The organism is Streptomyces sp. QH1-20, assembly GCF_041283565.1.
Lineage (GTDB): Bacteria > Actinomycetota > Actinomycetes > Streptomycetales > Streptomycetaceae > Streptomyces > Streptomyces syringius.
Map to the genome: position 1 here is coordinate 2,128,227 of NZ_CP166299.1, position 25,020 is coordinate 2,153,246.

The following is a 25,020-nucleotide window of genomic DNA, read 5'->3' on the forward strand; positions in this document are numbered from 1 at the left end:
GCCGATCTTCGCCGATGGGCCGGTCGCCCGCCAGAGGGCGGGCGCGATCGGCCGGAAGGCGTGGTCCGGCTCGGCGGCGGGCGCCGGTGGACGGGAGCGCGGGGGCCCGGGGTGCCCGTTCTCCCCGGTGGTCACCGGCCGGTGGCGGTGACCACCGGGACGGGCCCTGTGGGGGGCTCTTGGCCGAGGTCGTGCACGGTGAAGCCGTCGAGGACGAACTCCGCGGTCCCGCTGTCGCCCACTTTCCGCAGGCCCACCCATGCCTCGCCCGTCCGGGGCGCGGTGAACTCGTGGGTGTGGGTGGTGGGCCGGGTGGCGACGGGCAGGGGTGTGCGGGTCAGTTCCCGCGCCGCGGGTTCGTCGACGGCCGTGACCCAGGCGTACTGGCCGGCCGTCTCGTTCTCGTAGCGGAACGCCACCCGGTAGCGGTGTCCGGGGGTGAAGCGGACCGTGTGCGGGACGGTGCGGTAGACCAGGCCCGTGTTCTCACCGCGTGATTTGAGGGACTGGGTGCCGTCGATGACGTCGTCGACGGCCTTTCCGTTCCAGCCGCGTTGGGTGTAGGGCGCGTGCCGTTGGGCGATGTGGGTGCGGGGGTCGGTGACGCCGCCCGCGTCGCCCTTGACGAACGGGCCCCACCCCTGGGGTACGTGCTCGAAGTCCTCGTGGACGAGGGCGCCGTGCGTGGGGGTGCGGCGCGCGGCCACGATCCGTACGTTCGCGAAGCGGACCCGGGCCCGGCCCGCGGCGGCCGTGAGGGACAGTGTCACCGGTCCCCCGCCGCGGGGCACGGTGAAGTACGTGAACATCCGCTGGTAGCGGGTGCCGTGTTTGCGGTCCGCCGCCACGTGGTTGCCGGCGGTGGAGGTGTCCGTCCAGTTCACCGCCGTGATCCCGTCGGCCGTGCGGACGTGGAGGGCCGCCCGGCGCCGCTCCCCCGCCGACGATCCGACCTCGACCTGCACGGACGCGGCGTAGGTGCCGGGCCTCAGCCGGGCGGCCCGCTGGCTCACGGTGGCCGCCGGTCCGGCGCCGATGACGAGTTCCCACTCGCCCCGTTCGCCGAGGGCCGCGGCGGCGGGGCCGGTGACCGTCCAGGCGTCCAGGTTCCCTGAGTTGAAGCCGGGGTCGCGCAGGGGGGTGCCCTCGCCCCAGGCGGGGTCGCGACGGGTGCGGGTCCGTTCGCGGGTGAGGACGTACGGCTGGTCCGGCGCGGCCCGGACGGTGATGTTTCCGTCGTGCACCGGCAGGACGAGGGGGTCGGCGCGGCCCTGGTCGGTGAGGCGGTGCAGGACGACGCTCCGCAGTCCGGCCCAGCCGCGGGGCAGGGCCCAGGTGGTGGCTCCGCCCCGGGGGTTGTAGTGGTAGAGCTTGGCGGGGTCGGTGGCTTTTCGCGGTTCCCACGGCAGGAGGTAGGTGTCGCCGTCGTAGACCGTGCGGCCGTCGGTGGTGATGCGGCGGGTGCCGTCCCCGCCGGGCCGGGAGGTGACGGTGGTGCGCGTCGGGCCGGCGAAGGTGATGCGGTGCTCTTCCCAGGTCTGGACGGGAAAGGCCTGCAGGTATTTGGCCGGGAGGTTCTCGGTCCAGATGAGGCGGTAGAACGGCGCCCAGTCGGTCTTGCCCTGCCAGCCTTCGAAGGTGCCGAGCTTGGCGGTGCCCAGGAGGGGCCATTTGTCGGCGAAGACGTCCTTCTGGTGGTGGCGGATGAAGCGGATCAGCCGGGAGTTGATGCCGCGTGAGGTGTCGGGTCCGTAGTCGGTCTCGCACGCCCAGTGGGACCACAGGGCCGAGCGTTCCAGGCCGTGGCCCCATTCGGTGGTGATCTGCCAGCCCTGGTCGCGCAGATGGCGCTGGAGGCGGTCGGAGTTCCAGCCGGATTCCCGGAAGACGTCGATGTAGAGGGTGTTCAGGGCGGGGTCGGTCTCGTCGCGCAGTTGCTGGAAGCGGCGGGCGATGTCGCCGGAGACCAGATCGCGGCGGGCATCGATGCGGTAGGACTGGTCGAGCCAGTCCCACTGCCGGTCGTCCTTGTCGACGAGGGTCTCGGAGAAGGCGTGGGCGACGGGGTAGGACTCGGTGGTGTTGACGTGGACGGCGAAGTCGCTGTGCCAGGTCTTCCCGGCGCGGACCAGGGTGTTGAGGTCGTCGAGCCCGCCGGCGCGGCTGTTGTGGTTGCCGCCGTAGTCGGGGTGCGCGGAGTCGTGGCCCTCGGACTGGTAGCCCTTGAGGAGGGTGAACTGGCGCAGTCCGTCGGTGGCGAGGCAGATCCGTTTGACGTTGTCGAGGGTGGTGAGGAAGGGGTTCGTGGCCTGGCTCGCGAAGTTGAACGCGATGTGCGGGACGACCCGCAGGTGCTGTTCGTCGGCTCCGAGGGGGTTGACCATGATGTCGCGCAGGGCGATGGCGGCGTCCTGCCAGTCGACCTTGCCGTCGCCGTTGCGGTCACCGGTGAGGACGACCGTGGCGTAGGGCAGTGGTTCGGTGGCCTCGACGGGCGCGGTGGCGGCGCGGTGTGTCCACTGGCCGCAGCCGATACGAGCCTCGGTGTGGCCGGGACGCCCCACGGTCTGTCGCCACAGGCGGCCGTTCTCCCAGGCGGTGGCGCGGTCGGGGGTGTCGTGGACGGTGTTGGTCTCGAGGGCGGCGGCGAGCAGGTCCGTGCTGACGACGGCGTACGCGCAGCCGGTGGGGGCGGGCTCGGCGGGGGTGTCGGCGGTGAGCTCGATGAGGGTGTCGCCGCTCCTGTCCTTGTCGAGCTCGACGCGGGCGGCGAGGAGCGTCGCGCCCGGCTGGGTGCTGCGGACGCCGAGCAGCGCCAGCCCGGGGATGCGGAGGGTGCCGACGCGGAGGGCGGCGGTGTCGGCGATGCGGGTGACGCGCCAGTCCACCCGCCGGCCTGAGACCTGGATGTCGATGGTTATCCGGGTGCCGCCGCTGAAGGCGAGAGCGTACGTCGCCAGGTCGCCGGAGGGGGCGAGGGTGAGGGTGACGTCCGGGGTGTGCGGGGTGTCGTCGATGAGCACCGAGGTGACGGGGTCCACCTGCCCGTACAGCACGGCTCGGGTGGTGCGGTCGGTGTAGGAGAGGATCCGGGGGAAGGCGGTGTCGAGGCGTACCTCCAGCGCGGTGGAGCGCAGGGTGGTCTCGTCCGCGGTGCGGGCGTGGGCGGTGCCGGCGGCGGTGAGGGCGGCGCCGAGGCCGACGAGTGCGGTGGTGACGACCACGGTCCGTCGGCTGGGGCCGGGGGTGTCCCGGGGCTCCGCCGGTGTCTGCACGCCTTCGGGGTCCACGCTGCTCGCTCCTCCGTACGCCGTGGGGTCACGTCACTTCGACAGGTCGCGACGAAGTACGGACACCGTGGGGCGGTAGTGGCGGGTGGGACCATGGACAAAAGTGAGCGGTTGTTGGACAAATGCGGGCCGGGTGGCCCGGTGGGTGGACAATCGGCCCGGGCCGGGCAGGATCTCTTCATGATCGCGAAACTTCAGTGCACCGTCATCGACTGTCCGGACCCGACCGCGCTGGCGGCCTTCTACGCCGCGATCCTCGGCTGGCGGGTGGACGACAAGGACCCGGAGTGGGTGTGGCTGACCGCCGAGGACGGCCGTCGGATCGCCTTCCAGCTCGCTGAGGACCACCAGCCGCCGCGCTGGCCGGATCCCGCCCGTCCGCAGCAGATGCATCTGGACTTCGACGTCCCCACGATCGAGGACATGGAGCGGGCGCAGCGCGAGGTGATCGCGCTGGGGGCGACGTTCCTCCACGACAGCGGGGGCGAGCGGTCCGGATTCCGGGTGTTCTCCGACCCCGCGGGCCATCCGTTCTGCCTCTGCTACGGGCAGGAGCTGAAGGCCGACGGGCAGGGCTGACGGCTCCTGGTGTCTGTCCGTCGCCCTCCTGCCGGGTGCGGTGCCGCCGCGGCGGACCCCGTCAGCGCAGGTGTGCCGCGGTGGCGCGCAGGGCGTCGCCGGCGCCCTTGACGATCGGGTCGCCGTGGCCGAAGCAGGCGGTTTCGACGTCGAGGGCGGCCTGGCGTCGGAAGGAGGCGATGGACTGCTCCCGGTCGACGTTGAAGATGCCGAGTATGGCGGCGCCCTCGTGGGAGGCGATGGTGTCGCCGGTGAAGAGCGCCTTGACCGCCGGGAGGTGCACGGCGACGCTGCCCGCCGTGTGGCCGGGGACGTGGACGATCCGCGCTTCCTGGCCCCAGTCGAGGATGTCGCCGTCGACGAGCTCGCGGTGGACGGGAGACGGCGGGGCCGGGGGGACGTTGGGGGTGATGGTCGCGTGGAGGGGTATTTCGAAGTCGAGGAGGACGGGCGGCGGTTCGGGGGCCTCGCCACGGATGACCGGGGCGTCGTCGGCGCCGGCCAGCACGCGGGCGCCGGTGGCTGCGGCGAGGGCGGCGGCCGAGCCGGTGTGGTCGCCGTGGCTGTGGGTGAGCACGATCTCGCGCAGGTCACCGGGGGCGCAGCCGAGGCCGGCGAGGGCGTCGAGGATGTCCCCCTCGGATCCGGCGATCCCGGTGTCCACGAGGGCCCAGCCGTCGGGCAGCCGCACGGCGTAGGCCTGGCCGACGGCGAAGCGCAGCATCCGGATGTCCTGGGTGACGTGAGTGATGTCCATGGGGATGACGTTAATGATCACGGGATCGGCCCCAAATGGTTTGAGCTCAGGGCGGATTGAGCCCGAGGCGAACGGCCGCCCGCATGCGGGGGCACCCTACGAAGGGGTCGGCCGGCGGTCCAGGGGGAAGAGGGCGGTGACCTCCCAGCCGCCCTCCGGTGCGGGGCCCGCGTGCAGCCGGCCGCCCATGGCCTTGGCCCGTTCGCTGAGGCCGACCAGGCCGAAGCCGCCGCCCCGGGCCTGTTCGGCGAGCCCGGCCGCGCTCTTGCCGTCGTCGGCGACGCGCAGTTCGACGCCCTCGGCGACGCCGCGCACCCCGACGCGTACGGCCGTGGCGTCGGCGGCGTGCTTGCGGATGTTGGTCAGGGCCTCACGGACGACGCGGTGGACGCCCGCCGCGACCTCCCCGGGGATCCAGGACTCCATGCCCTGTTCGATGTAGAGGACGACGGGCGGGCCGGTGCGGGCGAACGCCTCGGTCAGGGCCCGCACCTCGGGCAGGCCCGCGACGGGTTCGGTCTCGGCGTCACCCTCGCGCAGGACACCGACCAGCCGTCGCATCGCGCCGAGGGCCTCGCTCGCCGAGGTCTCGATCCGCTGGAACGCCGCGGCGGCGGCCCGGCCGTCGAGGGAGGTGAAGCGGGCGGCCTGGGCCTGCACGGCGATCCCGGTGACGTGGTGGGCGACGAGGTCGTGCAGTTCCCGTGCGAGTTCGAGCCGTTCGGCGGTGCGTACGGCCGCGAGGTCGCGCACCCGCTGTCCGGACTGGTTGCGCAGCAGCAGGGAGTAGGTGCCGACGACGACGGTGAGCACCGCGAACAGGGCGGTGAAGCGGCCCGGATGGAGGTCGCGCATGGGGGCGGCGACGCAGGCGGTCGCGAGCATCGGGCCGAGGACGGCGGCCGTCCGGGTGGTGGAGCGCTGGACGACGGCGGTCAGCAGGACGAGCAGGGCGATGGCCTCGCCCATGCCCCACACGACGGTCGGGTGCGGGCCGGCCGTGAGGGCGACGGTGGTGCCCCAGGAGACCGCGACGGCGACGGCGGCCCGTACCTCCAGCGGGATCCAGCCGTAGGGGACGGCGCACAGGCATACGGCGACGCCCGAGGCCAGGACCACGGCGTGCGGTGGGCTGGGCTGCCGGGCGAGGGTGATGGACTCGAAGCCGACGAGGAAGAGCAGGAAGGCCCCGAGGGCCGCCTTCGCGACCGCCGCGCGCCGGGGGTGCCGGGCGGCCCACCCGGCCACTGTGTTCATGTGCCGCTCGTGGCCAGCCCGCTCTCCCAGGCCCAGGCCGCGATCTCGACGCGGTTCCGGGCGTCGAGCTTGATCTGCACATTGGCCAGGTGGGTCTTCACCGTGGACAGGGAGACGAACAGTTCGGCGGCGATCTCGGCGTTGGTGGCGCCGCGGGCCAGACAGCGGACGACGTCCGCCTCGCGTTCGGTGAGCGGCTCGGACGGCTGCCGGGCCGGGCTCGCCGTGGTGCCGGGGGCCATGTCGCGCAGCAGCCGGACGGTGATGGCGGGCGAGATGAGGGAGTCGCCGACGGCGGCGGCGTGGACGGCCTCGACGAGCATGGCGGGGCTGGCGTCCTTCAGGAGGAAGCCGGAGGCGCCGTTGCGGAGGGCGGTGTGGACGTATTCGTCGAGGTCGAAGGTGGTGACGATGACGATGCGCGGGATGCGGCCGCGCTCGGGGTGCTCGGCGGCGAGGGCGGAGAGCCGGCGGGTGACCTCCAGGCCGTCCAGCTTGGGCATGCGGATGTCGAGGAGCAGCACGTCGGGCCGGTGTTCCTCGACGGCCGCCAGGGCGGCCTCGCCGTCCACGACGTCGGCGACGACGTCGATGTCGGGCTGGCTCTCCAGGATCATCCGGAAGCCGGTGCGGACCATTTCCTGGTCGTCCGCGATGACCACGGTGATCGCCATGCTGTCCCCTTGCCTGCGTTCGGCTCGCGTGCTGGTCGGTACGGGGCGGTCGTCATCGGTCCCGCGTACGCGTGATGGGTCGTCGGTGCCGGAAGGGTGCGCGCCCCGGGCCGGGGCGGTCCCTCCATGTCACCGGGGGCGTCGTGGTGCCGCAACCGCAGCGTGGCGGTGGAACGCGGGCCCGCCTCAGGCGTCGGCGCGCCCGGAGCGGCGGACCGCGAAGCGGACGGCGTAGGCCCCGCCGCCGAGGGTCAGCAGGACGGCGCCCGCGAGGGCGGGGGCGCCGATGTCGTGCCGGCCGTTGATGGCGGCGCCGGCCTGGACGACGCGCTTGACGGGGTTGCTGGACGTGGCGAGACGCGTCTCGTGCTTCGTGCCGTCGTCCTTGCCGCTGACCGTGCCGCCGCTCTCACGGGCAGCTGTGCGGTTGTCCGTGCGGCTGTCCGCGTGATCGCCGCCCGCGTCCGTGTGATGCCCCGTGCGGAGGTCGGCGCGGGCCGCGTCGCCAACGGGGGTGGCGCGGGTCGCGGGGGCCGCGGCCGTCCTGGCACCGCGCCGGTAGTCCTTCAGCGTGTCGCCGCCGGCGGCGAGGCGGTCGAGGTCGGAGCCGTCGGGCGTGTACCGCAGGGAGCCGGAGGCGAAGTCGTAGTAGTGGGTCAGCCGGGATCCGTCGAGTGCGGCACGCAGGGTGGGGTGGGTGCCGTCGCCACCGAGGATCCGCAGGTGCAGCCGGCCGGCGTCGGCCGCCGGGCGGGTGGCGTCGAGGGTCCGCCGCGTGCCGCGGGAGATCACGTCGACGCTCGCGCCGGCGCTGCCGGAGTGCAGGCGGGCCCGGCTGCCGTCGGGGAGCAGCACCTGCTGGGTGACCGTGCGTGCGGCGGGCCGGTGGTGGTCCTTGTCCGCCGCGAAGGCGCCGGCCACCGGCCAGAGCACCGCGCCGGTGGCTGCGGTGAGGACGGTGACGGCGACGATGCGGGACTGGGCGGACACGGAGTGCCTTCCGTTCGTACGGCTCGGACCGCGGTGCCGGGCTCCGAAGGATCACGCCGCTTCGGGTCGCCTTTCGGCCGCCGTCGCACCACGCCCCTCACGTTACGGACATTTATCCGTCCCACACCTCGACTGTCCGACCCATTCTCGGCCCGTCCCACCTCGGCCGAAAGGATGAGCGGGACCCGTCCGCGTCATACCGAAGTCGCGCGGGCGGGCCGTCTCACGTCGTACCCGGTATGCGGGCAGCGGCTCGCCGACGAGGCCGCGGGTGCCCGGAAACACCAGGTCAGCGGGGTTGGAGCCGGGTCAGCCGCCCAGGCTCGCGGCGGCGCTGCGGATGTCCGCGGCGAAGGTGCTCACCTCGGAGTAGACACCGGGGTAGCCGGGCCGCGCGCAGCCCTGGCCCCAGCTGACGATGCCGACCTGGACCCAGGCCCCCGCGTTGTCCTTGCGGAACATCGGACCGCCGGAGTCGCCCTGGCAGGTGTCCACGCCGCCCTGCTGCAGGTACCCGGCGCATATCTCCTCGTCGTCGACGAGGTTGCTGTAGGCGTTCTTGCAGGTGGCGTCGTCGACGAAGGGGACGGTGGCCTTGAGCAGGTAGCGCTGCTGGCTGCCGCCCTCCCGGTTGGCGCCCCAGCCGGCGATGGTGAAGGTGCCGGAGTTGTACGCGTCGGTGTCGGCGGTCTTGAGGGTGGGGAGGTCGATGGGCTTGGCGAGCTTGATCAGCGCCCAGTCCTTGCCCTGGCCGTCGTAGCCGGGGGCCTGCAGGACCCGGGTCGACTTGACCTTGATCGCCGAGGTGGAGTTGAGGTCCGCGACACCGGCCGTGGCGGTGATCGAGGTGTTCGCGCCGCTGCCGCTCACGCAGTGCGCGGCGGTGAGGACGATCTGCTTGGTGTAGAGGGAACCGCCACAGCCCATGGACAGCCGCACCATCCACGGGAATTCGCCCTGCTGGGCACGGGTGCCGCCGACGACACCGGGGCTGGGGCTCGCGCCGGGGTCCCGGTCCTGGGCCGCCTGCGCGCTGCCGGGCTGGAGGCTGAACACGGCGAGAGCGACCGCGCCGACTGCTGCCGCTCTCTTGAACGCCTTGAGGTAGTTGCGCAACGTGGTTCCTTTCGTGGGAGGTTGCGCTCCTACGGGGATTGTTGTCAGGATCATGACAATCCGATATCCGGACATGCCTCTTCGGAGCGCGGTGCGATTATGAGGGCGTGTGACAGCAGCAACAAGGGTGGCGTTTCGGCCAGTCGGGTTCAGTCAGGTCCGGTCTCAGCCAGTCCCATGCGGTCACATTCGGGCGCAGGCTCATCTCGGGCGGGTCCCCTTCCGTGCGGAGCCCACGCCCGTAGAGTGGAACAGGACCGGTGGACCTGACGGGGGGGCACGGGGTGGGGTCGGACGTCGAGATCGAGCACGGATTCCCGCATCTCGAGACCGTGCGCACCGCGATCACCGCGCTGTACAAGCGGCTCTCCCCCGATACGGTGCGGACCTTCGGCGTGAGCGTGCTCCCGGTCGATGTGGCCTTCTCGGCCGACGAGGACCCGTATCTCGGGGTGCAGCGCGTCGCCGGCGCCATGGTGCGGCATCTGCGGCTGCCCGATGCCCGGATGATCGTCTCGTTCCGTGAGATGCGGCACGCGGGCAGCATCGAACTCGCCGCCGGGCCCGAGTACTTCATCGAGCTCAACTCACGCTTCAAGTCCCACCGCGAGGACATCGGCGCGGCTCTCGCGCACGAGGTGATGCACGTCTATCTGCACCGGCTGGACCTCGCCTTCCCCGGCACCCGCGACAACGAGATCCTCACGGACACCGCGGCCGCTTATCTCGGCGCGGGCTGGCTGTTGCTGGACGCCTACCGCGAGTCCTCGGTCTCGACGCAGAAGCTCGGCTATCTCACCCCGGAGGAGTTCGGCTACGTCCTCGCCAAGCGCGCGCTAGTCTTCGACGAGGACCCCTCCCCCTGGTTCACCAGCCCGCAGGCCTACGAGGCGTACACCAAGGGCCTGGCCCGGGCGCGCCGGGACGAGCGGCGCCCGCCGCTCGCCGCCGCGGGGCGGCTCGGCCGCCACCGCTACAGCCGGGACCGCCGTACCGCGCGCGGTTCGGCTGCCGACGGTTACGCCTTCGAGGGCCATGACCCGACGCGCGTCAGCTTTCCCTGTCCGACGTGCCACCAGCGCATCCGGGTGCCGGTCCAGGGACGGCTGCGCGCGCGGTGCGGGCTGTGCCGCACGGTGCTCGACTGCGACACGTAGCGCCGTCCGGCGGGGTGTCGCTACCGGTCGCCGGACGGGCCGGCGGGTGACCACCAGCGGCGCAGGACCTTCTCGGCGGGTTTGCCGTGGGGGGTGTAGGCGAGCCGCTCGGCCGTCTCGCCGCTGTCCGGCCAGTCGTCCCACATCCACCAGCAGACCCCGGCCCACCAGGGCTTCTTGTCGAAGGCCGACAGCAGCGCCTCGTAGGCGGCGGCCTGTTCGTCCTCGCCGGCGCGCTTGCTGATCGTCCAGGAGTAGGGGGCGGTGGTGGTGCCGCGCTGGCTGACGTAGCCGGCCTCGGTGAAGAGGATCTTGCGGTCCCGGCGGGCGGCGAAGGCCGCCAGTTCCCCGATGATCGGCTGCCATGCCCGGCGCAGCCGCGCGGGGTCGGCGGTGGCCTTGCCGGCCAGCGGCCAGTAGGCGTCGATGCCGATGACGTCGAGGTCCTTCCAGAAGGGGACCTTCTGGTACTCGTCGTAGTTGGCGGCGTAGGTGAGCGGGCCGTGGTAGCGCTCGCGGACGGCGGCGATGACCCGCCGCCAGCGCGGGCCGTCGCCGGAGGTGCCCGCGAGTTCGGTGCCGACCGCGAGCTGCTCGGTGCCGGTGTCGGCGGCCAGGCGCGCGTAGTGGGTGATGAAGCGCTCGTACGCGGCGAACCAGGCGTCGGCGTCACGGGGCCGGATCTCGGCCCGGTCGCCGCCCCGCACGAGATCGATGTGCGGCTTGAGCATGGTCTTGAGGCCGGCGGCGTGGGCGAGGCCGATGATGTGGCGCAGGCTGTCGTCGTCGGCGGTCTCGTCCGTGGTGCGCAGCTGTGAGTCGGTGACACGGCCCTGGTACCAGGTGGGGGTGAAGGTCACCCAGCGGGCGCCGGTGGCCGCGATCTGCCGCAGATAGCGGGCGGCTTCGGGGCTGCTGTAGTCGTCGGTGTTCCACGAGGGGAGGGTGATGCCGCGCAGCCCGCTCACCTTCCTGTCGTCGGGTGTCGCCTCACGGCCGGTCGCCCGGCCGGTGGGCGCGTCCCGCCCGGCCGTGCCGTCGGACTGGCACGCGGCGAGGAAGAGGACGGCCGCCGCCAGCAGGGCGGCCGTCCCCTTCTTCGCACTCACTGGCTGAGGTCCGCGGGGGCGACGAAGGTGTAGCCGAGGGCGCGGATGCCCTCGATCGTCTGCTTGAGCGGCTCCACCGTGAAGTACGGGTGGTAGAAGAAGCTGGCCACGCCGTCCCGCACCGCCAGATTGGCCTTGGCGGAGTTGATCAGGTCGGCGGGCAGCCGGGCCGGGTGGTTGTTGTACGGCTCCGGCTCGTAGTTGCCGAGGTTCTCGGGAAGCACGGTCGTACCGTAGACGTCCTTCACCGCGTACGGGAAGAACTGGCCGATGTATCGGCTGGGATTCACGGTGCCGCCACTGAGCGTGCCCGCGAAGTACAGCGACCGTTCGAGCCGGGCGGAGAAGTTCTTGCCGAAGACGCGGTAGTCGGTGGCGGAGGCGGCGTAGTGCGGGGTGGTCCACAGGGTGGGTTTCGGCAGCCCCGCGGCGGTGAAGGCGGCGAGGCCCGCGGTGACGCGGCTCTGTGCCCAGGCGGTGGAGTCCTCGGGGACCGGCCCGTCGTAGACGACGTTGTCGCCGGCGTCGACGTGGGCGCGGAAGAACTCGAAGTCGTCGCCGGTGACGCCGTTGTACGGGTTGGCGACGTTGCCGTACTGGTGGGTGTTGCCGTGGTTCATCAGGACCGCGCCGCGTTCGAGCATGTACTTGATGGCGGCGACGACCTGGGGGCGCTGGGCCAGGGTGGAGGTCTTGGGCACGCCGTTGTTGTAGGCGCCCTTGGGGTCGGTGTAGACGGGGACGACGTTGATCCCGTAGGGGACCTTCGCGGAGTGGAGGTAGTCGGCCATGGTCCGCAGCTGGGCCGGGTCGGCCTCGGGGCTGATGTCCTCCAGCCGGACGAAGGCCCGGTGCCGCTCGGCGGTCTGCGGGGCGAGCACGTCGAAGAGCAGGTCCTCGAAAACGATGACGCGGTCGGTCTCGGAGACGTAGCTGAACGGGATCTCGCCGACGTAGGTGAGATTGCGGGAACGGATCGCCCAGGGGCTGGTGTCACCGGAGTTGGCGTCCGTGGCCTCGGCGAGCTGGGTGACCTGGGGGAAGCCGGGGCCGGTGGAGAGGGCGGGGTGCAGCACCCCGCTGTCGAAGCCGGTCGGGATCTTCCGGGTCAGCCGCTGGCCCTTGTAGTCGACGCGGTCGATCCGCCCGACGGTGCCGCCCTGCTCGTAGTACGAGTTGGTGGGGTCCCAGCCGTAGGCCTGCTGGAAGGCGGAGACGCCGACGGCGTTGGCCATGCCCCAGATGTTGTCGCCGATCCAGGTCACGGGACGGCTGGTGGCCAGGGCGTCCTGGTAGAAGGCGGCGGGAATGGCGTCGGGGAGGGAGCCCCCGTAGTAGGTGGAGCCGAGGTAGACCGTGGCGGTGTGCTGCTCGACCATGCCCCGTGTGTAGGCGGAGACGGGCTTGGCGGTGACGGTGCCGAAGTGGCCGGCCAGGTTGGCCGCCGCCATCGCGTACAGCTCACCCAGGTGTCCGTAGGGGCCGGCCGTGTCGTACAGCACGAGGGCCGAGGTCCCGGCGGGGGCGGCGGCCTGGACGGCCCGCGTCGCCGCCTTGGCGGGAGCGGCCGGCTTCGTGAAGAGCGCGGTGCGCGTCGTGGTGGCCCCGGCCGAACTCGCGGGCTGCGCCGCGGGCTTGACGGGCGCGGCCACGGGCTTGGCGGGCGCGGCCGGCGCGGTGGGCGCCACGGGCTTGGCGGGCCGGATGGTGAGGGTGCCCGCGCGGCGCTTCTTGTCGTTGGCGAGGCGGGCCTTGGCCCAGGCCTTCAGCTCCGCGGCTTTGGGGCCGGACAGCGACACCGGGTCGATGCCCTTCAGATGCTGCGGCCACCGGCGGTCACCCGGGTCCTTTGCCGCTTGTGCGCCGGAAAGCGCTATGCCGCCCCATAGGGCGGCGACAATCACGAAGACGATGGAGATCCGGGAAATCCCTGATCTCCTTCTCATTTTTCTCACCGTGCGGTTCCCCCCTCTTTCACGAACCCGTGCCGCCACCTCCGGGAGTTCGGAGGCCCGACAGTTGACAGATTCTTCTTGTGGGGTTTGACCGGTGTCAATAGACAACAACGATCCAGAGCGTTCATTTCCCGACATCCGCATTGGTACAGACCATAGATCACATCCGTCACACGCTCGCCTCAGCAGGCCTAATTACCGTTCGGTCCAGAGAATTTGAGATTCCGTTCAAACAACTCCCACCAAGTCCGACAAGAAGACCGGTTGAGTCTGATACTTTCCCTCCGCACGCCTCAAGCGAGGCGAAAAATGGGGGGGAACCCATGTACGGAAAACCCGCTCTGGGGACAGTCCTGCCTATGGCCGGGCTGACGGCGGCACCCGAGGTGCTGCCGGGCATCCCCTTTGCCCGGGGACTGCAGGAAGCCGCCGGGGCCGGATTCCTGCTCTACTGCGCGATCGCGCTGACTCTTATATCAGTCAAACTGTGGTTCGCCGTGCGAAACCTCGGTGAACGGTCATGATCTCCGAAATCCTCATCTGGGCCAGCATTGCCATCATCGTGATGGCCGGCGGCTACAACACCACGCTCTTCGTTCTCTCCAGACGCCGGATCCGCCGTAAACGCGGACCCCGGGAGGAGCGTTTCTATATCTTTCTCCTCGCCTGTCTGAACGAGGAGACGGTGCTCGCCGAGAGCCTCGCCCGCATTACTGCCCTGCCAGCCGGTAAATTCATCGCCCTGGTCATCGACGACGCCTCGGACGACGGCACCGCCGCCATCGCACGGGCCGCCGATCCGGAGCGGGTCCATCTGCTCCAGCGGTATTTGCCGGACGCCCGTAAAGGAAAAGGCGCGGCTCTCAACAACGGCATCCGCCACCTCCGCGAGTCGGGGATCCTCGACGGCCACGACCCGCGCGACGTCATCGTCTGCGTCGTCGACGCGGACGGCCGGCTGGACCAGCACGTCGTCCAGTCGGTCGACCCCTTCTTCGACAACCCGCGTACCGGGGGCACCCAGATCGGTGTCCGGATGTACAACCGGGACAAGGGCCTGCTCGCCCGGCTCCAGGACATGGAGTTCGTGATCTACGGCGACATCTTCCAGAAGGCCCGCCGCTACATCGGCAGCGTCGGCATGGGCGGCAACGGCCAGTTCATGCGGCTCGCCGCGCTCGACAGCCTCATGGGCGAGGACGGCAGCGGCCCGTGGAGCGACTCCCTGACCGAGGACCTCGACCTCGGGGTGCGGCTGATCGCGCACGGCTGGACCAATCAGCACTGCACCGCCGCGGCGGTCTCCCAGCAGGCCGTCCTCGACGTACGCCGGCTGGTGCGCCAGCGGTCCCGCTGGTTCCAGGGCCATCTGCAGTCGGCGGGGCTGGTGCCGACGATCCTGCGCGACATCCCCACCCGGCCCGCGCTGGACCTGCTGTACCACCTCTCCAGCCCGGTGCTGATCCTGCTCACCTCACTGCTGCCGCTGTCCTTCCTCGTCGCCACGGCCGGCACCGTCGTCGGCTCCGTCCAGGCCGGACACCCGCTGATCTCCCCGATGTGGATCCTCGGGCCGTACGTCCTGTCCTTCACCGCGGCGTACGCGTACGGGTTCGTCTACCACCGGCGCGAACGCGACCTCGGGCTGCTGCGCGCGATCCTGCTCTCGCACGTCTTCATCTTCTACGGCTACATCTGGTTCGCCGCCGGATGGATGGGTCTGTGGCGGATGCTCACCGGCAAGCAGACCTGGCTCAAGACCGCGCGCACCTAGAGCCTCACCGGCGGTTCTTCGCGGGCTCCCGACGCCCGGCACCGGTGGCACCGCCCACCCGAAGATCCGCCGGACAGGCCCCGGCCCCGCGCACGTCGACCACACGCGCCTCGACCCCGCGCGCACCCACTGCCCGACATCCGCCCGCAGTCACCACCCTGCCGAGGGAGACCGCATGTCCCCGAACATCATCAGCGCGCCCGTACGGGCCATGCTCGTACTGGGCACCCGTCCGGAAGCCATCAAGCTGGCGCCCGTGGCCCGTGCCATGGCCGCCTCCCCGCTCTTCGACCCCATCGTCGTCACCACCGGCCAGCACCGCGAGATGCTGCACCAGATGCTGGACCTCCTGCGGGTCGAGGTCCGCACGGAACTCGACGTGATGCGCGACCGGCAGGACCTGTCGAAACTGACGGCCCGGCTCGTCGACGGCCTCGGCGAGGTGGTCCGCGAGCACCGCCCGGACCTCGTCATCGTCCAGGGCGACACCACCACCGCGCTGACCGGCGCGCTCGCCGCGTTCTACGAGCACATCCCCGTCGCCCACGTGGAGGCCGGGCTGCGCACGGGGGTGCTGGACAACCCCTTCCCCGAGGAGGCCAACCGGCGGCTCATCGGACGGCTCGCCCGCTGGCACTTCGCGCCCACGCCCCGGGCCGCCCGGCATCTGACCGCCGAGGGCGTCCCCGCCACCCAGGTGTTCACCACCGGCAACACCGTCATCGACAATCTGCTGTGGGTGCTCGAGGAGGGCACCGGGAACAATCTCTTCCGCACCGGGCTGCGGCGGGTCCTGCTCACCCTGCACCGCCGGGAGAACCAGGGCGACAAGATGCGGGCCATGGGCAAGGCCATGCGACGGCTCGCCGACCGCGGTGACGTGGAGATGGTGGTGCCGCTCCACAAGAGCCCGGCCGTCCGTGACGCGCTGCTCCCGGAGTTGACCGACCACCCGAACATCCGCGTCGTCGAGCCGCTGGGCTATCTCGACTTCTCCGCGACCCTCGCCGCCTGCGATCTCGTCCTGACCGATTCCGGCGGCATCCAGGAGGAGGCACCGAGCCTCGGCAAGCCGGCCCTGGTCCTGCGGACGACCACCGAGCGGCCGGAGGCCGTCGAGGCGGGCGCGGCACGGCTGGTGGGCACCGAGCCGGAAGTCATCCTCAACGCGGCCGTCCACCTATTGGATGACGCGGAGGCGTACGAGCGGATGGCGACCGCCGGGAATCCCTTCGGGGACGGGCACGCCACCGACCGGATCGTGGCCCAACTCGCCGAGGACTTCGGGGCGGACGCGGAAACGGCACCGCCGTCGGGTCCGCTGATCGCCAGCCGGCCCGACGGTCCGGGGTCATACTCGACGGCATGACGAGAGTTCACCGGCTCCTCGGTCTCACCCTGCTCGCCGCCGCCGTGCTCGTGGGCGCCGCCTTCGCGGTGGCCGGGCTGTGGGGAGGCGGTGACGACAAGCCCGACCGGCCGTGGGCCGAGGGATCGGTCCACGGCCCGTGGCGGTCGGTGTTCGACGGCCACGGGGACAACGTGGGCAGCGATGACGCCCTGACCCTGTCCCCCATGCCGTCCCGGGTGCCCGAGGAGACCCACGCGGGGCTGATCGTCTCCACCGCCGAGTACACCGACGTGGACTTCCGGTCCAGGATGCGGACGGTCGCCCAACTGCGCGTGCCCCGGCCCAACCCGTGGGAGGTGCCGTGGCTGGTCTGGGCGTACACCGACCCGGAGCACTTCTACTACATCACCCTCAAGCCGAACGGCTGGGAGCTGGGCAAGCGCGACCCCGCGTATCCCGGGGGGCAGCGCTTCCTGGCGACGGGGGGCGGGAAGTTCCCGATCGGCTCGTGGTCCGACGTCCGGGTCGCCCAGCGGGGCGCCCGGATGGAGGTCAGCGTCGACGGGCGGGGCCTGGTCGCCTTCGAGGACCGCGAACGCCCGCTGCTGAAGGGGAACGTGGGGGTGTACACGGAGGACGCGCGGGTGGAGTTCCGGGACCTGGTGGCACGGAAGCCGGACGACTGACGGGGGATTTCCCCTACCCGCTCCTTCGGAAGCGCTGGTCCCGTGCACGGCGGGAACGGAGGCGCGAATCAGCGGGGAATGGGACGAGCCGGGGGCCCGCCCCATGGCGGAGCGCCCCGCCCTGCGCCGGGTCGCCGGGCGTCCAGGGTGTTCTGGAGGAGCTTGAGCGCGACCGTTGGCCGACCCCGTCGGCTGAGGCAAGTCGCCTTGTTGCGAGGGTGTGCACGCCCTTCGGCGTCGGCCGATCGGCGAGCTGACCGTCGAGGGCATGCGTCTGTTGATCGGGCGGGACGTGGGACTTGCTCATCTTCTGCCTCTCGCGCTGGAGGTACTGCGGGGCGACCCGATGGCCGAGGGCGACATGTACGAGGGCGATCTGCTGTCCGCCGTTCTGACCAGAAGTCCAGCAGTCCGGAAGAGTGGCCCGAGCTCGGCCGGGAGCTGGGCGTCATTGTCTCGGAGCTGACCGATCTGCCGCCGTCCTTGACGCAGGAGACCGCAAGGTTCTTGGCTCGGTAGATGTTTCGGGGCACCGTACTCATGAGCGGCACAATCCCCGCACGGGTGGCCTCACGGCCTCCGGAGCAATCGTCAAGACGTGTGTATCTGGTTGTTCAGAATTTGGTGTCATCGTGCTCTGTCGCGAGACTGGCGCGTCCTATAGTGATCGCCATGTCCGATGCTGACCTCGAACGTAACAAGGCCACGGCCAAGGCGTTCTACGACCTGATGTTCAATCAGTGCCGACCGGCGGAGGCCTTGGAGATGTACGTGGGCGCCACGTACATCCAGCACAACCCGGAGGTAGCCGACGGCAAGCAGGCTTTCATCGACTACTTCGAGCGTATGGCCGCCGGGTACCCCGGCAAGCGGGTGGAGTTCAAGCGCGCCTTCGCCGAGGGCGACCACGTCGTCCTGCACTGCCATCAGGTGTGGCCGGAGGAGGAATACGCCGGCATCGACATCTTCCGCTTCGACGCCGACGGAAAGATCGTCGAGCACTGGGATGTGCTTCAGGTCATTCCCCCCAGCTCCAAGAACGACAACACGATGTTCTGACGGCCGGTGGTCCCGGGCCAGGGCTTCGGCGAAATGCTCGCGGAGTCGGTCATAGGCAAGCGGGATCGGTGATGACGCGTCGGCGGGCACGGTTCATTCGCCCGCGGCGTCCTCGGCCTCCCAGCGAAGCAGGTCGCCCGGCTGACACTCCAGCACCTCGCAGAGCGCAGCGAGCGTCGCGAAGCGCACCGCCTTGGCGCGGCCGTTCTTGAGTACCGCCAGGTTGGCGGGCGTGATCCCTACGCGGTCCGCGAGTTCGCCCACGGACATCTTCCGCCTGGCCAGCATCACGTCGATGTCGACGACGATCGGCATCAGATCACTTCGTCCAGCTCGGCCTGCATCTGAGCCGCTTCGACGTCGCGGGCGACGGCCTGGGCGAGCAGCAACCGCAGCACGAGCACGATGAGCGCGACTCCCAGGACGGCCACGCCGATCCCGCCCATGATGAGGGTGACGCCCGGGTCGTCCCGCTGGCCGGGCGCATTCAGGGCCGTGACCGCGAACCACATGAGAGCAGCCGCGACGATCGCGCCGATGATGATGTCCACGTACCGGAAGGCGGCGTGGGAGAACACGGTTCCGCGTCGCACCATCGTTACCAGTCGCCATATGCAGACCAGGGCGACCTGGGCCGTCCCGATGCCCAGGATCGTGATCACACGCAGCGGGGTCAGCGGGAGCGACCCGTCCTCCGGGTCGCTCCCGCTGACCAACGCCCACACCATCAATGCCTGTACGAACACGGTGCCCGTGAGCACCAGCACAAGCACGGCACGCAGCGCGCGTACGGTCAACTTTCCCATGACCCATCTTTCCATCGATTCACGATGGGAATCTATCGAGTTTCGATAGGCGCCGCAAGGGTTGAGTCGGAGGGCGGGCGGCTGTTTCGCACCATGACGGGATGCCGCCGCGCCCTCCCGCGGCAGGGCGCGATGCGAAGGTTTTCGATCTCGCCGAAGTCGACCTCGCTCAGCCATAAAGACCACTGCTTGGTTCCGGGGCGGAGCCCCGGGAATGACCGCGGCACCCGCCCCCGGTCGGGGAAAGGCGGGTGCCGCGTGCTGGGGGCCCGGCGGGGCGAAGGCCGCCGGGAGCCGGCCGGGTCAGACCGTCAGTGCGCGGTCCGTCGGCCGCACCGGAGCCGGCAGGGCACTGGTGCCGGTGAGGAAGCGGTCCACACCACGAGCCGCGGAGCGGCCCTCGGCGATGGCCCAGACGATGAGCGACTGGCCGCGGCCGGCGTCACCGGCGACGTACACGCCGGGGACGTTCGTGGCGTACTCGCCGTCGCGCGCGATGTTGCCGCGCTCGTCCAGCTCCAGGCCGAACTGCTCGACGAGGCCGTTCTCGCGGTCGGTGCCGGTGAAGCCCATGGCGAGGGTGACGAGCTGGGCGGGGATACGCCGCTCGGTGCCGGGCTTCTGCTCCAGCTTGCCGCCGGTGAACTCGACCTCCACGAGGTGCAGCCACTGGACGTTGCCGTCCTCGTCGCCCTCGAAGTGGGTGGTGGAGACGGAGTAGACCCGCTCGCCGCCCTCCTCGTGCGCGGAGGTGACCTTGTAGAGCATGGGGAAGGTGGGCCAGGGCTGGCCCGGGTTCCGCTCCTCCCCCGGCTTGGGCATGATCTCCAGCTGGGTGACGGAGGCCGCGCCCTGGCGGTGGGCCGTGCCGACGCAGTCGGCGCCGGTGTCACCGCCGCCGATGACGACGACGTGCTTGCCCTCGGCGCTGATCGGGGAGACCGTCAGATCGCCCTCCTGCACCTTGTTGGCGACGGGCAGGTACTCCATGGCGAAGTGGATACCCTTGAGCCCTCGCCCGGGGACGGGCAGATCGCGGGAGGTCGTGGCACCGGCGGCGATCACGACGGCGTCGTAGCGCTTGCGCAGCTTCGCGGCGTCGATGTCCCGGCCGATCTCCACCTCCGTACGGAACTTGGTGCCCTCCGCGCGCATCTGCTCGATGCGGCGGTTGATGTGCCGCTTCTCCATCTTGAACTCGGGGATGCCGTAGCGCAGCAGGCCGCCGATGCGGTCGGCGCGCTCGTACACGGCCACGGTGTGGCCGGCCCGGGTCAGCTGCTGGGCGGCGGCGAGGCCCGCCGGGCCGGAGCCGATGACCGCGACGGTCTTGCCGGACAGCCGCTCGGGCGGCTGCGGGGTGACGTCGCCGGAGTCCCAGGCCTTGTCGATGATGGTGACTTCGACGTTCTTGATGGTGACGGCGGGCTGGTTGATGCCCAGCACACAGGCGGACTCGCACGGCGCGGGGCACAGCCGGCCGGTGAACTCGGGGAAGTTGTTGGTGGCGTGCAGCCGTTCGCTGGCCGCCTGCCAGTCCTCGCGGTAGGCGTAGTCGTTCCACTCGGGGATGAGGTTCCCCAGCGGACAGCCGTTGTGGCAGAACGGGATGCCGCAGTCCATGCAGCGCCCGGCCTGCTTGCTGATGATCGGCAGCAGTGAGCCGGGGACGTAGACCTCGTTCCAGTCCTTGACGCGCTCGCCGGCGGGGCGGGTACGGGCGACCTCGCGGCCGGTGGTCAGGAAGCCCTTGGGGTCAGCCATGAGTCGCCGCCTCCATCATCTTCTCGTGGGTCTCCGTCTCGGAGAGCCCCGCTCGCTCGGCGGCGTCCTTGGCGGCGAGCACTGCCTTGTACGTGGCCGGGATGACCTTGCTGAAGCGGGTCACGGCCGTGTCCCAGTCGGCGAGGAGCTTGGCCGCGACGGTGGAGGCGGTCTCCTCGTGGTGGCGGCGCACGACGTCGTGCAGCCACCGCTGGTCGTCGGCGTCGAGGGTGTCGACGGCGGCGGTCAGCTCCTTGTTGACGTTGTGGGGGTCCAGGTCGATGACGTACGCGACGCCGCCGGACATGCCGGCCGCGAAGTTGCGTCCGGTCTCGCCCAGGACGACGGCCCGGCCGCCCGTCATGTACTCGCAGCCGTGGTCGCCCACGCCCTCGGAGACGACGGTGGCGCCGGAGTTGCGGACGCAGAACCGTTCGCCGACGCGGCCGCGGAGGTACATCTCGCCCCCGGTGGCGCCGTAGGCGAGGGTGTTGCCGGCGATGACGGAGTACTCCGCGAGGTGGTCGGCGCCGCGGTCGGGGCGGACGACGACGCGGCCGCCGGAGAGGCCCTTGCCGACGTAGTCGTTGGCGTCGCCCTCCAGGCGCAGGGTGATGCCGCGCGGCAGGAAGGCGCCGAAGGACTGGCCCGCGGAGCCGGTGAAGGTGATGTCGATGGTGTCGTCGGGCAGTCCCGCGCCGCCGAACTTCTTGGTCACCTCGTGGCCGAGCATGGTGCCGACGGTGCGGTTGATGTTGCGGATCGCGACCTGGGCCCGTACGGGCTGGGCCTCCTCGGCGGACCGGGCGGCGAGGGCGTCGGCGGCGAGCTCGATCAGCTCGTTGTCGAGGGCCTTGGCCAGGCCGTGGTCCTGCTCGGTGACCCGGTGGCGGACGGCACCGGCGGGCAGCTCGGGCACGTGCAGCAGCGGGGCCAGGTCCAGGCCCTGGGCCTTCCAGTGGGTCACGGCCTTGGCGGTGTCGAGGAGTTCGGCGTGGCCGACGGCCTCCTCCAGGGTGCGGAAGCCCAGCTCGGCGAGGAGCTCACGGACCTCCTCGGCGATGAACTCGAAGAAGTTGACGACGAATTCGGCCTTGCCGGAGAACCGCTCGCGCAGCACCGGGTTCTGGGTGGCGATGCCGACCGGGCAGGTGTCCAGGTGGCAGACGCGCATCATGACGCAGCCGGAGACGACCAGGGGGGCGGTCGCGAAGCCGAACTCCTCGGCGCCAAGCAGGGCGGCGATGATCACGTCGCGGCCGGTCTTGAGCTGGCCGTCGGTCTGCACGACGATACGGTCGCGCAGGCCGTTGAGGAGCAGGGTCTGCTGGGTCTCGGCGAGGCCGAGCTCCCAGGGGCCGCCGGCGTGCTTGAGCGAGGTCAGCGGGGAGGCGCCGGTGCCGCCGTCGTGACCGGAGATCAGCACGACATCGGCGTGGGCCTTGGAGACGCCCGCCGCGACCGTGCCGACGCCGACCTCGGAGACCAGCTTCACGTGGATGCGGGCCGCGGGGTTGGCGTTCTTCAGGTCGTGGATGAGCTGGGCGAGGTCCTCGATGGAGTAGATGTCGTGGTGCGGGGGCGGGGAGATCAGGCCGACGCCGGGGGTGGAGTGCCGGGTCTTCGCGACCCAGGGGTAGACCTTGTGGCCGGGCAGCTGGCCGCCTTCGCCGGGCTTGGCGCCCTGCGCCATCTTGATCTGGATGTCGTCGGAGTTGACGAGGTATTCGCTGGTGACGCCGAAGCGGCCGGAGGCGACCTGCTTGATGCTGGAGCGCCGGGCCGGGTCGTAGAGGCGGTCGGGGTCCTCGCCGCCCTCGCCGGTGTTGGACTTGGCGCCCAGCTGGTTCATGGCGATGGCGAGGGTCTCGTGGGCCTCGCGGGAGATCGAGCCGTACGACATGGCGCCGGTGGAGAAGCGCTTGACGATCTCGCTGACGGGCTCGACCTCGTCGAGGGGCACGGAGGTGCGGTCGGTCTTGAGGGCGAACAGCCCGCGCAGGGTCATCAGCCGCTGGGACTGCTCGTTCACGCGCTCGGTGTACTGCTTGAAGATGTCGTAGCGCCGGGAGCGGGTGGAGTGCTGGAGGCGGAAGACCGTGTCGGGGTCGAAGAGGTGCGGCTCGCCCTCGCGGCGCCACTGGTACTCGCCGCCGATGTCCAGCCGGCGGTGCGTCGCGGCGATGCCGGTGGCCGGGTAGGCCTTGGCGTGGCGGGCCGCGACCTCCTGGGCGATGACGTCCAGGCCGGCGCCGCCGATCTTGGTGGCGGTGCCGTGGAAGTAGGTGTCGACGAAGGTCTCGTCGAGGCCGACGGCCTCGAAGACCTGCGCGCCGCGGTAGGAGGCGACGGTGGAGATGCCCATCTTGGACATCACCTTCAGCACGCCCTTGCCGAGGGCGTATATGAGGTTGCGGATGGCGGTCTCGGGCTCGATGCCGGGCAGGAAGGTGCCGGCCCGGACCAGGTCCTCGACGGACTCCATCGCCAGGTAGGGGTTGACGGCGGCGGCGCCGTAGCCGACGAGCAGCGCGACGTGGTGCACCTCGCGGACGTCACCGGCCTCGACCAGCAGGCCCACCTGGGTGCGCTGCTTGGTGCGGATGAGGTGGTGGTGGACGGCGGAGGTGAGCAGCAGGGAGGGGATCGGTGCGTGCTCGGCGTCGGAGTGCCGGTCGGACAGGACGATCAGGCGGGCGCCGTCCTCGATGGCGGCGTCGACCTCGGCGTGGATCGCGGCGATCCGGGCGGCGAGCGCCTCGCCGCCGCCGCTGACCCGGTAGAGGCCGGAGATGGTGGCGGCCTTCAGGCCGGGCAGGTCGCCGTCGGCGTTGATGTGGATGAGCTTGGCCAGCTCGTCGTTGTCGATGACGGGGAAGGGCAGGGTGACGCTGCGGCAGGACGCGGCGGTCGGCTCCAGCAGATTGCGCTGCGGGCCGAGGGAGGAGATCAGCGAGGTGACCAGTTCCTCGCGGATGGCGTCCAGCGGCGGGTTCGTGACCTGCGCGAAGAGCTGGGTGAAGTAGTCGAAGAGCAGCCGGGGGCGCTCGGAGAGGGCGGCGATGGGCGAGTCGGTGCCCATCGAGCCGATGGGCTCGGCACCGGACTTGGCCATGGGCGCGAGGATGACGCGCAGCTCTTCCTCGGTGTAGCCGAAGGTCTGCTGGCGGCGGGTGACCGAGGCGTGGGTGTGCACGATGTGCTCGCGCTCGGGGAGGTCGGCCAGGTCGATCAGGCCGCTCTCCAGCCATTCGGCGTAGGGCTGCTCGGCGGCGAGCTCCGCCTTGATCTCGTCGTCCTCGATGATGCGGTGCTGTGCGGTGTCGACGAGGAACATCCTGCCGGGCTGGAGGCGGCCCTTGCGGACGATCCTCGAGGGGTCGATGTCGAGGACACCGACCTCGGAGGAGAGGACGACGAGGCCGTCGTCGGTGACCCAGTAGCGGCCGGGGCGCAGGCCGTTGCGGTCGAGGACGGCGCCGACGAGGGTGCCGTCGGTGAAGGTGACACAGGCCGGGCCGTCCCAGGGCTCCATCAGGGTGGAGTGGTACTGGTAGAAGGCGCGCCGGGCCGGGTCCATGGAGGCGTGGTTCTCCCAGGCCTCGGGGACCATCATCAGCACGCTGTGCGGCAGCGAGCGTCCGCCGAGGTGGAGGAGTTCGAGCACCTCGTCGAAGGAGGCGGAGTCGGAGGCGTCGGGGGTGCAGACGGGGAAGGTCCGCGCCAGGTCCCGGTCCCCGAACAGCTCGCTCGCCAGCTGGGACTCACGGGCCCGCATCCAGTTGCGGTTGCCCTTGACCGTGTTGATCTCGCCGTTGTGGGCGACGAAGCGGTACGGGTGGGCGAGCGGCCAGGAGGGGAAGGTGTTGGTGGAGAACCGGGAGTGCACCAGGGCGATGGCGGTGGCGCAGCGGCGGTCGGAGAGGTCCGGGAAGAACGGCTCCAGCTGCCCGGTGGTGAGCATGCCCTTGTAGACGATGGTGCGGGCGGAGAGGGAGGGGAAGTAGACACCCGCCTCCCGCTCGGCGCGCTTGCGCAGGACGAAGGCCTTGCGGTCGAGGGCGAGGCCCTCGCTCTCGCCGTCCGCCACGAACAGCTGCCGGAAGGCGGGCATGGTGGTGCGGGCGCCGTTGCCGAGCAGTTCGGGGGCGACGGGGACCTCGCGCCAGCCGAGGACGGTGAGGCCCTCCTCGGCGGCGATGGTCTCGATCTGTGAGACGGCGGCGTCGGCCTGCGGTTCCGTCCCGTCCGTACCGGCGGGGAGGAAGGCGATGCCGACGGCGTAGGCGCCTGCCTCGGGAAGGTCGAAGGTGACGCTCTCGCGCAGGAAGGCGTCGGGGACCTGCATAAGAATGCCCGCGCCGTCGCCGGAGTCGGGCTCGGAGCCGGTGGCACCGCGGTGCTCCAGATTGCGCAGGACGGTGAGGGCCTGCTCCACGAGCGCATGGCTCGCCTCGCCGGTCAGGGTCGCGACAAAGCCCACGCCACAGGCGTCGTGCTCATTGCGCGGGTCGTACATCCCCTGCTGGGCGGGGTGGGATGCGGCAAAAAAGGGGCGCATCGGCTCTCCCGTCGTCGTCATGGCATTTGCGGTGCCGAGGGACGACGTTGGCCCTCTGCGAAAGAATTTGGTGCAGGTTACAGGATGGCCCGTTTCTCGAAAAGCGGGCTACTTCGTTCCAGCATGTGGACACCG

20 protein-coding genes are annotated in these 25,020 nt (G+C 70.9%); 8 read left to right on the forward strand and 12 right to left on the reverse strand.

From position 1 onward, the window contains the following. Window positions 1-131: 131 nt before the first annotated feature. Window positions 132-3,290: an endo-alpha-N-acetylgalactosaminidase family protein gene (locus AB8O64_RS09470; protein ID WP_370418746.1), complete on the reverse strand. Its 3,159-nt coding sequence runs from the start codon at window positions 3,288-3,290 to the stop codon at window positions 132-134. Window positions 3,291-3,470: 180 nt separating this feature from the next. On the opposite strand from AB8O64_RS09470, the gene AB8O64_RS09475 reads away from it, so the two are divergent. After that, window positions 3,471-3,869, forward strand: coding sequence for a VOC family protein (locus AB8O64_RS09475; protein ID WP_370418747.1), 399 nt, complete (start codon window positions 3,471-3,473; stop codon window positions 3,867-3,869). Between the two features lie 61 nt (window positions 3,870-3,930). Here the strand turns inward: AB8O64_RS09475 and AB8O64_RS09480 are convergent, their stop codons facing one another. The 5 genes from AB8O64_RS09480 to AB8O64_RS09500 all read right to left on the reverse strand — a co-directional run bounded on the left by AB8O64_RS09480 (window position 3,931) and on the right by AB8O64_RS09500 (window position 8,663). Next, the gene (locus tag AB8O64_RS09480) at window positions 3,931-4,626 is read right to left on the reverse strand and encodes an MBL fold metallo-hydrolase (protein ID WP_370418748.1); all 696 of its coding nucleotides are present in this window, start codon (window positions 4,624-4,626) and stop codon (window positions 3,931-3,933) included. Window positions 4,627-4,722: 96 nt separating this feature from the next. Beyond that, entirely contained in the window at window positions 4,723-5,883 is a 1,161-nt protein-coding gene (locus AB8O64_RS09485) for a sensor histidine kinase (RefSeq protein WP_370418749.1), read from the reverse strand. Next, window positions 5,880-6,557: a response regulator gene (locus AB8O64_RS09490; RefSeq protein WP_370418750.1), complete on the reverse strand. Its 678-nt coding sequence runs from the start codon at window positions 6,555-6,557 to the stop codon at window positions 5,880-5,882. The genes AB8O64_RS09485 and AB8O64_RS09490 overlap by 4 nt, the downstream gene beginning before the upstream one ends. A 186-nt stretch (window positions 6,558-6,743) precedes the next feature. Then, window positions 6,744-7,547: a hypothetical protein gene (locus AB8O64_RS09495; protein ID WP_370418751.1), complete on the reverse strand. Its 804-nt coding sequence runs from the start codon at window positions 7,545-7,547 to the stop codon at window positions 6,744-6,746. Window positions 7,548-7,856: 309 nt separating this feature from the next. After that, window positions 7,857-8,663 carry a trypsin-like serine protease gene (locus tag AB8O64_RS09500; protein WP_370418752.1) on the reverse strand — a complete coding sequence of 269 codons (807 nt, stop codon included), beginning with the start codon at window positions 8,661-8,663 and terminating at the stop codon, window positions 7,857-7,859. A 284-nt stretch (window positions 8,664-8,947) separates the two neighbouring features. On the opposite strand from AB8O64_RS09500, the gene AB8O64_RS09505 reads away from it, so the two are divergent. Next, a complete protein-coding gene (locus AB8O64_RS09505; RefSeq protein WP_370423830.1) occupies window positions 8,948-9,820 on the forward strand; it encodes a hypothetical protein in 873 nt (290 codons plus the stop codon). Window positions 9,821-9,840: 20 nt separating this feature from the next. On the opposite strand, the gene AB8O64_RS09510 is transcribed toward AB8O64_RS09505, so the two are convergent. Further along, a complete protein-coding gene (locus tag AB8O64_RS09510) occupies window positions 9,841-10,929 on the reverse strand; it encodes a hypothetical protein (protein WP_370418753.1) in 1,089 nt (362 codons plus the stop codon). Continuing rightward, entirely contained in the window at window positions 10,926-12,875 is a 1,950-nt protein-coding gene (locus AB8O64_RS09515) for a DUF2334 domain-containing protein (protein ID WP_370418754.1), read from the reverse strand. The genes AB8O64_RS09510 and AB8O64_RS09515 overlap by 4 nt, the downstream gene beginning before the upstream one ends. A 368-nt stretch (window positions 12,876-13,243) precedes the next feature. Between AB8O64_RS09515 and AB8O64_RS09520 the strand changes: the two genes are divergently transcribed. The 6 genes from AB8O64_RS09520 (at window position 13,244) to AB8O64_RS09545 (ending at window position 17,754) form a co-directional block, all read left to right on the forward strand. Beyond that, on the forward strand, window positions 13,244-13,408 hold the full coding sequence (locus tag AB8O64_RS09520; protein WP_165451512.1) for a hypothetical protein: 165 nt from the start codon (window positions 13,244-13,246) through the stop codon (window positions 13,406-13,408). Continuing rightward, window positions 13,405-14,658: a glycosyltransferase gene (locus AB8O64_RS09525; RefSeq protein WP_356450855.1), complete on the forward strand. Its 1,254-nt coding sequence runs from the start codon at window positions 13,405-13,407 to the stop codon at window positions 14,656-14,658. The genes AB8O64_RS09520 and AB8O64_RS09525 overlap by 4 nt, the downstream gene beginning before the upstream one ends. A 175-nt stretch (window positions 14,659-14,833) precedes the next feature. Next, window positions 14,834-16,027, forward strand: coding sequence for a non-hydrolyzing UDP-N-acetylglucosamine 2-epimerase (gene wecB, locus AB8O64_RS09530; RefSeq protein WP_370418755.1), 1,194 nt, complete (start codon window positions 14,834-14,836; stop codon window positions 16,025-16,027). Next, window positions 16,024-16,695 (forward strand): calcium-binding protein, encoded by a 672-nt coding sequence (locus AB8O64_RS09535; protein ID WP_370418756.1) that lies wholly within the window; start codon window positions 16,024-16,026, stop codon window positions 16,693-16,695. The genes wecB and AB8O64_RS09535 overlap by 4 nt, the downstream gene beginning before the upstream one ends. 268 nt (window positions 16,696-16,963) lie before the next feature. Further along, window positions 16,964-17,161: a contact-dependent growth inhibition system immunity protein gene (locus AB8O64_RS09540; RefSeq protein WP_370418757.1), complete on the forward strand. Its 198-nt coding sequence runs from the start codon at window positions 16,964-16,966 to the stop codon at window positions 17,159-17,161. A 206-nt stretch (window positions 17,162-17,367) separates the two neighbouring features. Next, window positions 17,368-17,754 carry a nuclear transport factor 2 family protein gene (locus tag AB8O64_RS09545; protein ID WP_370418758.1) on the forward strand — a complete coding sequence of 129 codons (387 nt, stop codon included), beginning with the start codon at window positions 17,368-17,370 and terminating at the stop codon, window positions 17,752-17,754. A gap of 93 nt (window positions 17,755-17,847) precedes the next feature. On the opposite strand, the gene AB8O64_RS09550 is transcribed toward AB8O64_RS09545, so the two are convergent. The 4 genes from AB8O64_RS09550 to gltB all read right to left on the reverse strand — a co-directional run bounded on the left by AB8O64_RS09550 (window position 17,848) and on the right by gltB (window position 24,906). Then, window positions 17,848-18,069 carry a helix-turn-helix domain-containing protein gene (locus tag AB8O64_RS09550; protein WP_370418759.1) on the reverse strand — a complete coding sequence of 74 codons (222 nt, stop codon included), beginning with the start codon at window positions 18,067-18,069 and terminating at the stop codon, window positions 17,848-17,850. Next, on the reverse strand, window positions 18,069-18,560 hold the full coding sequence (locus tag AB8O64_RS09555; protein WP_370418760.1) for a DUF2975 domain-containing protein: 492 nt from the start codon (window positions 18,558-18,560) through the stop codon (window positions 18,069-18,071). The genes AB8O64_RS09550 and AB8O64_RS09555 overlap by 1 nt, the downstream gene beginning before the upstream one ends. A gap of 303 nt (window positions 18,561-18,863) precedes the next feature. Then, complete coding sequence (locus AB8O64_RS09560; protein WP_370418761.1) at window positions 18,864-20,324, reverse strand: glutamate synthase subunit beta; 1,461 nt, start codon at window positions 20,322-20,324, stop codon at window positions 18,864-18,866. Then, a complete protein-coding gene (gene gltB, locus AB8O64_RS09565) occupies window positions 20,317-24,906 on the reverse strand; it encodes a glutamate synthase large subunit (RefSeq protein ID WP_370418762.1) in 4,590 nt (1,529 codons plus the stop codon). Before gltB ends, AB8O64_RS09560 begins: the two co-directional genes overlap by 8 nt. Window positions 24,907-25,020: the final 114 nt, after the last annotated feature.

Bases quoted from the DNA above. Each gene is read 5' to 3' on its own strand.
- wecB (WP_370418755.1), top strand. From the start codon at position 14,834: ATGTCCCCGAACATCATCAGCGCGCCCGTACGGGCCATGCTCGTACTG.
- AB8O64_RS09545 (WP_370418758.1), top strand. From the start codon at position 17,368: ATGTCCGATGCTGACCTCGAACGTAACAAGGCCACGGCCAAGGCGTTC.
- AB8O64_RS09555 (WP_370418760.1), bottom strand. From the start codon at position 18,560: ATGGGAAAGTTGACCGTACGCGCGCTGCGTGCCGTGCTTGTGCTGGTG.
- AB8O64_RS09490 (WP_370418750.1), bottom strand. From the start codon at position 6,557: ATGGCGATCACCGTGGTCATCGCGGACGACCAGGAAATGGTCCGCACC.
- AB8O64_RS09475 (WP_370418747.1), top strand. From the start codon at position 3,471: ATGATCGCGAAACTTCAGTGCACCGTCATCGACTGTCCGGACCCGACC.
- AB8O64_RS09550 (WP_370418759.1), bottom strand. From the start codon at position 18,069: ATGCCGATCGTCGTCGACATCGACGTGATGCTGGCCAGGCGGAAGATG.
- AB8O64_RS09535 (WP_370418756.1), top strand. From the start codon at position 16,024: ATGACGAGAGTTCACCGGCTCCTCGGTCTCACCCTGCTCGCCGCCGCC.
- AB8O64_RS09485 (WP_370418749.1), bottom strand. From the start codon at position 5,883: ATGAACACAGTGGCCGGGTGGGCCGCCCGGCACCCCCGGCGCGCGGCG.
- AB8O64_RS09480 (WP_370418748.1), bottom strand. From the start codon at position 4,626: ATGGACATCACTCACGTCACCCAGGACATCCGGATGCTGCGCTTCGCC.
- gltB (WP_370418762.1), bottom strand. From the start codon at position 24,906: ATGACGACGACGGGAGAGCCGATGCGCCCCTTTTTTGCCGCATCCCAC.
- AB8O64_RS09560 (WP_370418761.1), bottom strand. From the start codon at position 20,324: ATGGCTGACCCCAAGGGCTTCCTGACCACCGGCCGCGAGGTCGCCCGT.
- AB8O64_RS09520 (WP_165451512.1), top strand. From the start codon at position 13,244: ATGGCCGGGCTGACGGCGGCACCCGAGGTGCTGCCGGGCATCCCCTTT.
- AB8O64_RS09515 (WP_370418754.1), bottom strand. From the start codon at position 12,875: ATGAGAAGGAGATCAGGGATTTCCCGGATCTCCATCGTCTTCGTGATT.
- AB8O64_RS09540 (WP_370418757.1), top strand. From the start codon at position 16,964: ATGCGTCTGTTGATCGGGCGGGACGTGGGACTTGCTCATCTTCTGCCT.
- AB8O64_RS09525 (WP_356450855.1), top strand. From the start codon at position 13,405: ATGATCTCCGAAATCCTCATCTGGGCCAGCATTGCCATCATCGTGATG.